The following is an 8541-nucleotide window of genomic DNA, read 5'->3' on the forward strand; positions in this document are numbered from 1 at the left end:
CCCCCGCCGCCTGAACATCCCCTTCCAAAGTCCCCCCGGCCGCCTCTCCCGGCCGGGGACACCCACCACATCCCGATGGTGCCATCGGCCGATCGTGCCGCGCGCAAACACGCGGGGCGGCGACCAGACGCCTCCCTGGAGTTCCCATGTCCCACCCCACCACATCCCCCCGGCACGCAGCCCGGACCAGCACCACCGACCAACCGCCGACCTGGGCGCCCGCCACCCCGACCATCGCCCTGCTGACCGCACTCGGCGTCCTGATGGTCGGCCAGATGTACACCGTCCTGGCCCTGCTGCACCCCATGGCCACCGCGTTCGGCACGACACCGGGGCAGGCCACCTGGACGGCGACGGCGTTCGGCTTCGCCTACGCCACGGGATTCCTCCTCGCTGGTCCGCTGACAGACCGCTACGGATCGCGCACTGTGATCACTGCCGGTCTCGCGGCCGCAGCGGCAGCCACGGTGGCGGTCAGCGCCGCCCCCAACCTCACCTGGGCCGTCGCCCTGCGCATCGTGCAAGGACTGACCGCCGGGACCTTCGCACCCTCCGCACTCTCCTACGTCGTTCACCACATCACGCCGCAGCGCCGTGGCACCGCGGTGACCTGCATCACCAGCGGCATGCTCGCCGCCGCCGTGCTCATGCAGATCGGTGCCCAAGCCGTCGCGGCCGGGCTCAACTGGCGCGCTGTCTTCTGGTTCAGCGCCGCCCTGATGGCCCTGAGCCTGATCCCAGTGCGCCGCGTCCTGCGACCCACCCTCCGCCACCACACCGGCGGCGGGCTGCTCCAGGCCTTCGCGGCGATGCCGCGGCTGCTGCGCCGCCCTCGTCTGGTCGCCCTGTACCTATCCACCGTGACCCTGATGTCCGCCTTCGTCGCCGTCTACACGGCGGTGGCCATCGCCGGGCCGCCCAGCATCGCCGGGAACTCCTCCGCGATCCTCGCCCTGCGGGCCAGCGCACTGCCCGCCCTGGTCGCCATCCCCCTGCTCTCACCCGTGCTCCAGCGCCTGGCCGCACCGCTGCGCGCGGTCCTCGCCTTCGCACTGGCCGCCCTCGCCGTCGCGGTCGGTTCCCTGAGCGGCGGCCACACCGTGCCGCTGGCCATCGCCCTGCTGCTGTTCGTGGCCGCCGTCGCGGCAGCGGCACCTGCCGTCGTCGAGACCATCAACGCCACCGCCCCGCACGCACGCGGCGCGGCCGTCGCCCTCTACGGATGCAGCATGTTCATCGGCGCCAGCCTGGGCCCGCAGCTCACCGGCGCACTCACCGGCCTGGGCTTCGGCGGCATCCTGCGTGTCGTCGTCGCCGCGCTCGTCCTGGGCGTTCTCCTGGCCCTCCCGGCCCTGCGCCACCAGCGCACCGAATAGCCCCCCACCCGCCCATCCGTTCCCGGTATGGCCCCCGAAGGAGAAGAACATGTCCACCCGAGCGAACACCGAGACCCGCACTCCCGGAGGAGTCCTGGTCACCACCGGCGGCACCCCGATGAGCGAACGTGCCAGCGCACTCGGCGCAGGCGTCGTCCGCACCTACATCGACGGTGCCTGGCACGATGCCGAGACCGACGAGCGGTGGCAGCACCACCACCCCGCCACCGGCGAGCCGGACTTCACGATCGGCGTCACCTCCGCCGACGAGGTCGACCGCGCGGTCCGCGCCGCCCGGCGCGCCTTCGACGAAGGACCCTGGCCACGGATGACCGCCCGCCAGCGCAAAATGATCCTGCAGCCCCTCGGCGACCTGATCCGCGCCCACGGCGCCGAGTTCGCGCAACTCCAGTCGCTCGACAACGGCGTGCCGATCACCGTCGGCACCGGCTTCCGGTTCTCGGCGAACTTTGCCGCCGACGTCTTCGACTACTTCACCGGCTGGATCGACAAGCTCGACGGTGCCGCCCCGCCCGTCTACGCGGAGCAGATCAACAACCAGCTGATCACCATCAAGGAGCCGGTGGGAGTCGTCGCGGCGATCACCCCCTTCAACGCCCCGGTGATGCAGTTCGCCCAGAAGGTCGCGCCCGCCCTCGCAGCCGGCTGCACCGTGGTGTTCAAGCCGTCGGAGTACGCCTCCAACGTCGCCGCGCTCTACACCAGGCTCATCGAGCAACTCGACCTGCCAGCAGGCGTGTTCAACCTGGTCCCCGGAACCGCCAGCACGTCCCAGGCTCTGGTGGCGCACCCGCTGGTCGACAAGGTGGCCTTCACCGGGCGCCGCTCTGTCGGCGAACAGATCCTCGCCGCCGCCGCGCCCGGCCTCAAGCGCGTGCAGCTGGAACTGGGAGGCAAGAGCCCGAGCATCGTATTCGACGACGTCGAGGACATCACTGCCACCGCACAGTACGCGATGAGCCTGGTCTCCATGGGCCTGTCCGGGCAGCTGTGCTCGACCCAGACCCGCGCCCTCGTACAGCGGTCGGTGTACGACGACTTCGTCGCAGCCGCAGCCGCACAGATCAAGAACGTCCACCTCGGCGACTCCTTCGACCCGACCGTCACCTCCATCCCGCTGGTCAACCCGGCCGCGTCCGACCGGGTCATGCAGCTGATCGACGGCGCCGTCACCGAAGGCGCAAAGCTGGCCGTGGGCGGGCGCCGGATCACGGTCCCCGGCGGCGGCAACTGGGTCGAGCCGACCCTGTTCACCGACGTCACCACCGACATGGAGATCGCCCGAGAGGAAGTGTTCGGCCCGGTGCTGGCGGCCATCCCCTTCGACACCGAGGAGGAAGCCATCCGCATCGCGAACAACTCCGAATACGGCCTCTCCGCCGGCGTCTACACCCGAGACACCTCCCGGGCCGTTCGGGTCGCACGCCAGCTCCGCACAGGGACGGTCGGTGTCAACAGCCTGTTCGTCGCCACCCCGACAGCCCCGTTCGGCGGCTACAAGACCTCCGGTCTCGGCCGGGAAGGCGGCCGCGACGGCCTGGAGGGCTACCTGGAAACCAAGACGATCAGCATCCCCCTCGGCTGACCCCCCGCCTGCCCTGCCGACTGATCGCCAGGGCAGGCACAACCCGCACATCAACGCACCGGCCGCTACACGAACGGAAAAGAGAGGAAGCCAGCCATGAGCACCCATGACAGCGTGACGAACCGGCAGGAGCGCTTCGACAACGGAATGGCCGTACTGTCGCGCATCGACGGCGAGAGCGGCCAGAAGGTCATCGACTCGCTGACCGACATCGCCCCCGAGCTGGGACACCAGGTAGTCGCCTGGGCCTTCGGCGAGATGTACAGCCGCCCTCAACTGGCACCGCGAGACCGCCAGTTGGTCACCCTGGGCATGCTGACGGCTCTCGGGGGCTGCGAGCCGCAGTTGGACGTCCACATCAACGCAGCCCTCAACGTCGGTCTGAAACCCGATGAGATCGTCGAGGCGCTGCTGCACGCGGCCGTCTACTGCGGTATGCCCAAGGCACTCAACGCCACCTTCGTGGCCAAGAAGGTCTTCACCGAGCGAGGCGTGCTGCCCACCGCTGCCAGCGAGTGAACGGCTCTAACAAAAGCTGTTGATCACGTGTCATTGAGACAGGCACTGTCATGGCGAGCACCACCCCTGCGAGCCCACGCGGTGACGGCTCGTCCTGACCGAACTCCGTTCATTCCCAAGGTCGTTCCATCTTGCTGACGGGCGGCACTGCCGTCACCCGCAACCACCGATGGGGGACTGGCAGGAACCCCCGCACTACGTCCGTCCGATGGCGCCACACCTACACCAGCGACACTTATGGGCACCGGACGAAGATTGCCGTCGTGACCCTGCAGCGTGGCGAGAAGCACCCGCGGACCCGAACCGACGGTGTGTGGACCAACAACCTCCCGGCCCTTGCCTGCCGCTGCGCAGTCCCGCCACAGGGGGAGAACCAGCCCGACGGCCGTGCCCCTTCCTGCGTGTACGGCCTCGGTGACAGTCGGCGGTCCGGATCAGCCGGAAAATCGCGAAGGGGTGCGGGTCCCAGAAGCACCGCACTTGGCTTTTGCTGCCGAGACATCAGAGCCGGGCAGGCGGCGTCAGCGCCGCACCCAGCCGGACGGGTACTGCACGGCTGCTCGAGAGGGCTATCAAATCCGGCACTCACCGTTGCCCTGTCGACTTCCCACTGCTGGCGCGTCGGTCCTTGTACGTACGGTGTGAAATCCGCCTGCCGGACCATTAGGCCGCCCGCCCGTGGATTGCCGCGATGCTGAAGACATCCTGCGCGGCGGCTGCAGCAGCGCTGCCGCACCAGAAGGAATGCCACGGCTGTCCCTGTGATGCTGCAGCTCCGTCATACGTGCCACATGCTCCCCTCGATTCAATGCCTCTCATCGGACCTCCAGTTGGGGCTGCCTGTCTGGCAGACATGAAGCCGAAATGATCACAATCCGCACCACCGTGAACATCGGCGGTGAACACCAACACACGTGAGAGAGCACTTCCTGGGTGTAACACACCCACGCTGAGAGGTGCTGCCGCGATCTATAGTCCGAGTGATCACTGAGGACGGAGCCTCGTGACCGCAAACTGCCCCGGCCGGCCCCCCGTCCGGCCGGGGCTCGCGGACATGTCGTGGAATCCCGGACATGAAAGAACCCCGGGCCGAGCACGCCGGCACGGAAGGGATCACTGTGACAACGGCCCTCATGTGGCAAGCCATGCGTTTCTGGCTGACAGCCACGTCCCAGAGCCGGTTTCGCTGTGCCTGATGGCACCTGCCGGGTGCAACGGAGACATCAGCAGCCTGGGACTGCTTCTCCCAGGAAAGTTTCGGCCTTCCGGCCACACAGACCTCTGGGGAGACTCGAAGTCACCAGTGGTGGGCGCACCGTCGAGAAGCGCTCAGCCGGTACAGCGAACCAACCGTACAGATCAGCCAGCTCCGAGAGTGGGCTCCGCCATGACCATCGCGACCGCACAGACTCTGTCCCGACACGCAGCGAGGATCATCTACGCCCACGGGCGTCCGGACGGCGAAAGCTGCGCCTTCTTCGACATCCCGCGGGACCCGTCGGTACAGCGCTCGGATCCGGACCACTGCAGGAAACTGGTGAACTCCACACACCATCCCGGCTCGGACGGGCTGCGGCTGGCGATGCACAGTGACGAGCAATGGCTGGTGGGCTTCCGCTTTCGGACGGCCACCGGCACGCTGATGCGGCACTACTACGTAGTTCCTCAGGCTGCAGATGGTGAGCACGCCAAGCAGTTGGCTGCCCAACGGGCCCGCAGCGCAGGGGAGCAGGCGAAGCGCGCATTCGCAGGAATCGACGAACGCTGGATTGAGGTCCGCCAACTACAGCGCAATGCCATCGGCGACTGGCGCCTGTCCGAAGGAACCTCACCGTGATCTTCGCCCGGCCAAAGCTCCGCTGCCGCTCGCGGTGCCGGATCAGACCCAGCCGCATCTGAAGGCGAGAGCGCCGGGTGGAGCCCACCGTCCCGGTCGCCGGGTATCGGCGACAGGGAACGCAAGCGCCCATGCAGCCGGGGCGTCCGCGCCCGCAACCTCCTCACGTCACCCGGGCGCGATCCCCCCGTCGGCGTCGTGAGGGGGTGGTGTGGCGAGGCCGGCCAGGCCCGCCATTACCCGCGCCTGGTGGTCGAAGTACTCCTCGCGTGCGTCGATCATGGTGTTCAGCCTGCCGAAGACCTCGAAGGAGACCAGGCCGAACAGTTGTGTCCACAGTGTGAGTGCCATCGCCAGCACAGCCTCCGGCGACGACGGCCCCTGCCCCTGGGGCAGTTCCCCTGGCCAATGGTTCGTCAGCCGTGCCAGGTCCTCGCGCACCGCCGCCGGCAAGGGCTGGGCGAGGCTCACCGCATGCTGCCCGGCGCCCGCGCTGTCGAACAGGATGCCGCTCAGTGTGAGGAGAACCTGCGAGGCCGGGCTCACCGTGTCTTCCGGGGCGGCATAGCCGGGTACCGGGCTGCCGTAGATCAAGGCGTACTCCGCCGGGTTGTCGAGCGCCCAGGCGCGCACCGCACGGCAAACGGCCAGCCACCGGGCACCCCCGTCCGTCCTCGGCACGGCCCCCTCGGCTGCTTCGACCGCCGCCGCCAGCGCCTCATACGCGTCGGTGATCAGGGCGGTGAGCAGAGCGTCGCGGCTGGCGAAATAGCGGTAGAGCGCCGAGGGGACGAGGCCGGCATCGCGCGCCACCGCCCGCAGGGAGAGGTTCGCGCCGTCGGTGGCGAGATGCCGGCGGTGCCCGGATCGCTGCGAGGGGGTAAGTGGCTGGACGACAGACGGGTCTTGGGCGGGATTGTGTGGAAGTTCCACACAGGGACGGCGGCTGGCCACGCGGGTGATGCGCAAGCGCCGTCTCGCGGAGTGTCTGCTCGTCGACGTGATCGGTCTGGAGTGGGAGCAGGTGCACGCTGAGGCGTGTCGCTGGGAGCTCGTGATGAGCGAGGCGGTGGAGCGGCGCGTGCTCTAGTGGCTCGGCTCGGATCCTTGGACGGGGAATCCGCTGATGTCGGTGCGGGGTGAGATCGTTCATGCATGACTTATGCGGCTGATGGCGGTGCGGAGGAAAGCGTGGAGCACGCGGTCATCGCGCGGTATCGACTGACGGGCGACGGGTTCGGCGAGCCGGGCGATCGGGCGGCTGTCCGCGCGGCCCAGAACCTTTTGACCGAGGCGATCGAACGAGTCGGTGTCGGTGAGTTCGACGGGAACGAGTTCGGAGGCGGCGAGGTGGCGCTCTTCGCCTATGGCCCTGATGCCGACGCGCTCTTCGCCGTCATGGAACCTGTCCTGCGTGATCTGCCGTTCCGCCCGGCGAATGTGGTCTTGCGCTACGGATCCGCATCGGATCCCTCCGCTGCCGAACGGCGCGTGGAGCTGTAGCGCGGGTCGGCGTCAGGCGGCCAGGGCCGGGTACTCGGTCCAGCCGCGGATCGGAGATTCGGGGGCGAAGTTGGACTTCGGCTCTGCACGGCTGTTCCGCCAACGTATGTAGGCGTTGATCGCGGCATTCTGCTCGGCGTGGCTGCGGTGGTCGGTGCCGTTGAGGGCGAAGTAGCGCAGGGCGGCGAACTCCGACTCGATCCAGTTCAGCCATGATCCGTAGGTCGGCAGGAAGACCAGTTCGACCTGGTTGTCCACGGCCCAGGCCCGGACGTTGGGATGCTTGTGCGGGGAGAAGTTGTCCAGCACGACGTAGAGTTTCTCTCCCGGCCAGCGGGCGCGCAGGGCCTTGAGCAGGTCCAGGAACTCGCGCCAGCGTTTGCGGGGACGAATGCGGTAATACATCTTGCCGGTGGCCAGGTCCAGGGCGGCGAGCATGTGCATCACGCCGTCGTAGCGGTTGTAGGTCGCCCGCAGTCTTCGCGGTGAACGGCGCGGACGCCATGCCCTGCCCTTGCGGGGCATCAGGTTCAACGGCCCGAACTCGTCCACGCACACCACCCGCCCGTCAGCCGGCGGGGTGTCGTAGAGCGCCAGGACCCGGTGCATCTTGGCGATGAAGTCCGGGTCGTTCGAGGACTTCCAGGTCGTCGTGGCCTGCCAGGAGACCTTGCCCTCGCGCAGAATCCGCCGCAGGGTCTCCCGGCTGACCGCCGCGGCCACGGCGTGCCTGACCAGGTGTTCGGCCAGCTTGGTCAGGCTCCAGGTCGAGAATGCGGTGATCTTCCAGTCCGCGGGGGACGTCCGCGCGATCAGACAGATGTGCTCGCGCACCTGGTCACTGATCGCCCTCGGGCGTCCCCCCTTCCATTTTGGGTCCAGCGCGTCGAACCCCCGCTCGTTGAACGCGTGGATGACATCCCGCACGTAATCGGCACTGACCTGCATGAGCGAGGTGATGTCCGGCACCGACTGGCCCTGCGCGGACATCATCACGACGATTGCCCGCCGAAGCCTCACCGGGTCCTTCGCAGTACGGGTGATGCGCTGCAGCCGACGCCCTTCCTCCATGCTCACCGGCCGGACGAACACTCCCGGACGACGCCCCCCAACCACCTCCACGGTCACAACCTGAAGGCAGCCTCCCCTGCACCAGCCAGATGATCAATTACCCGACCAAGGATCCGAGCCAAGCCACTAGGCAGTCGGCCAGCTCAGGGTCATCGAGTCACAGGAACCCGCACAGCGCCGCAGGCCCCATGCTTCGGAATCCCGGAGTGCGCCGCTTCTCCTCCAGGAAGTCCTCCACCCCGTCCACCAGCCCCTTCAGCACATTCCTGCCGAAGTAGCTGCGATGGCCTTCCTGACTCACGAACTCCTGGTCGAACCCTGCCGGGAACTCGCGACCGTCGTCCTGACCGACGTTGCGCCGCACGCCTACGTTGAGGTGTACGGCATCCGCGGCTGCGAAGCCTACGAGAAGCGCAAGAGCGTCAAGCAGGCCCACTACCAGCGTCAAGGGGCCGAACTCATCGAATGGGAAGTCGGCCAACCGATGCCCGATCTCACCCTCGGTCGTCTGTATCGGAGGCCATGCTGACGGGGCCAGACGCAGCGACCCGTCAGCATGGCGCCTGTCCGGCACATCGCCGGAGCCCTGTCGAGTCAGGCATCGGGCTGACGAGGCAGGCTATTCACGG

The 8541-nt window shown here is 68.0% G+C and carries 9 protein-coding genes and 1 pseudogene; 7 read left to right on the top strand and 3 right to left on the bottom strand.

Annotation, left to right across the window (positions count from 1 at the left end; translation table 11 throughout):
* Nucleotides 1-146: 146 nt before the first annotated feature.
* From H305_RS0143140 to H305_RS51915, 4 genes are all read left to right on the top strand, one after another.
* A complete protein-coding gene (locus H305_RS0143140; protein ID WP_028805879.1) occupies nt 147-1376 on the top strand; it encodes an MFS transporter in 1230 nt (409 codons plus the stop codon).
* A gap of 49 nt (nt 1377-1425) precedes the next feature.
* Nucleotides 1426-2982 carry an aldehyde dehydrogenase family protein gene (locus tag H305_RS0143145; protein WP_199791550.1) on the top strand — a complete coding sequence of 519 codons (1557 nt, stop codon included), beginning with the start codon at nt 1426-1428 and terminating at the stop codon, nt 2980-2982.
* Between the two features lie 96 nt (nt 2983-3078).
* Complete coding sequence (locus tag H305_RS0143150) at nt 3079-3501, top strand: carboxymuconolactone decarboxylase family protein (RefSeq protein WP_028805881.1); 423 nt, start codon at nt 3079-3081, stop codon at nt 3499-3501.
* Nucleotides 3502-4888: 1387 nt separating this feature from the next.
* The gene (locus H305_RS51915; RefSeq protein WP_028805882.1) at nt 4889-5338 is read left to right on the top strand and encodes a hypothetical protein; all 450 of its coding nucleotides are present in this window, start codon (nt 4889-4891) and stop codon (nt 5336-5338) included.
* A gap of 168 nt (nt 5339-5506) precedes the next feature.
* On the opposite strand, the gene H305_RS49025 is transcribed toward H305_RS51915, so the two are convergent.
* Nucleotides 5507-6307: a TetR/AcrR family transcriptional regulator gene (locus H305_RS49025; RefSeq protein ID WP_234021452.1), complete on the bottom strand. Its 801-nt coding sequence runs from the start codon at nt 6305-6307 to the stop codon at nt 5507-5509.
* On the opposite strand from H305_RS49025, the pseudogene H305_RS51920 reads away from it, so the two are divergent.
* Both H305_RS51920 and H305_RS49030 read left to right on the top strand, forming a co-directional pair.
* Nucleotides 6273-6425: pseudogene (locus tag H305_RS51920) on the top strand (iron dependent repressor, metal binding and dimerization domain protein); the annotation flags it as partial. The gene H305_RS49025 and the pseudogene H305_RS51920 overlap by 35 nt on opposite strands.
* A 68-nt stretch (nt 6426-6493) precedes the next feature.
* Nucleotides 6494-6841 carry a hypothetical protein gene (locus H305_RS49030; protein WP_037767418.1) on the top strand — a complete coding sequence of 116 codons (348 nt, stop codon included), beginning with the start codon at nt 6494-6496 and terminating at the stop codon, nt 6839-6841.
* Between the two features lie 12 nt (nt 6842-6853).
* Here the strand turns inward: H305_RS49030 and H305_RS0143175 are convergent, their stop codons facing one another.
* Together H305_RS0143175 and H305_RS53830 are read right to left on the bottom strand one after the other, a co-directional pair.
* Nucleotides 6854-7912, bottom strand: a complete 1059-nt coding sequence (locus H305_RS0143175; protein ID WP_234021453.1) for an IS630 family transposase — start codon at nt 7910-7912, stop codon at nt 6854-6856.
* A 157-nt stretch (nt 7913-8069) separates the two neighbouring features.
* Nucleotides 8070-8213 (bottom strand): hypothetical protein, encoded by a 144-nt coding sequence (locus H305_RS53830; RefSeq protein ID WP_158690701.1) that lies wholly within the window; start codon nt 8211-8213, stop codon nt 8070-8072.
* Here H305_RS53830 and H305_RS0143185 point away from each other — a divergent pair.
* Nucleotides 8196-8441: a hypothetical protein gene (locus H305_RS0143185; RefSeq protein ID WP_028805884.1), complete on the top strand. Its 246-nt coding sequence runs from the start codon at nt 8196-8198 to the stop codon at nt 8439-8441. The genes H305_RS53830 and H305_RS0143185 overlap by 18 nt on opposite strands.
* Nucleotides 8442-8541 lie beyond the last annotated feature (100 nt).

The sequence above is a fragment of the Streptomyces sp. 142MFCol3.1 genome (assembly GCF_000424945.1).
In the GTDB taxonomy this organism is placed as follows: Bacteria; Actinomycetota; Actinomycetes; order Streptomycetales; family Streptomycetaceae; genus Streptomyces; species Streptomyces siamensis.